This window comes from Paenibacillus sp. 598K, assembly GCF_003851045.1.
Lineage (GTDB): Bacteria > Bacillota > Bacilli > Paenibacillales > Paenibacillaceae > Paenibacillus_D.
Genome location: NZ_BFBX01000265.1, coordinates 704 through 1,124, shown reverse-complemented (window position 1 = coordinate 1,124; position 421 = coordinate 704). Strand labels below are relative to the sequence as shown.

The 421-nt window shown below is 46.3% G+C and carries 1 pseudogene; it reads left to right on the top strand.

What is annotated here, in order from left to right:
• Positions 1–421: pseudogene (locus PA598K_RS34980) on the top strand (hypothetical protein); the annotation flags it as partial.

The following is a 421-nucleotide window of genomic DNA, read 5'->3' as shown; positions in this document are numbered from 1 at the left end:
TCTATATGTCCGGCTTCTCGGCGGGTAGCGGATACACCGTAGGCTTTTACAAGCGCAATCCTGAGTTCCTCGCGGCAATCATTCCGATTACAGGACAAACTGTTGTTTGGCCAACTACAGAAGAGGTTAACGCGAACCCGGAGCTTACAAAAACGGCTATATGGGCGCATGCTCATATCAATGACACTACGACTGGTAATCTCTGGAGAGAGTACTTCACAACAGGCGCTGGTGTGAAATTAAATGCGAATGCGAATATTTTGGAAACCAACAAGGCCTTTAATTTCCCATACTACGGTTATGACTGGACGCCACATGAAAGTGAAGCTCAAGTGTTCAGTAACCTGCTTGGCCAATCAGATGCCATCTTCAGACATGGTCCAAGCCAAGAGGCATATGCAGAGAAGAACATTTTTGATTG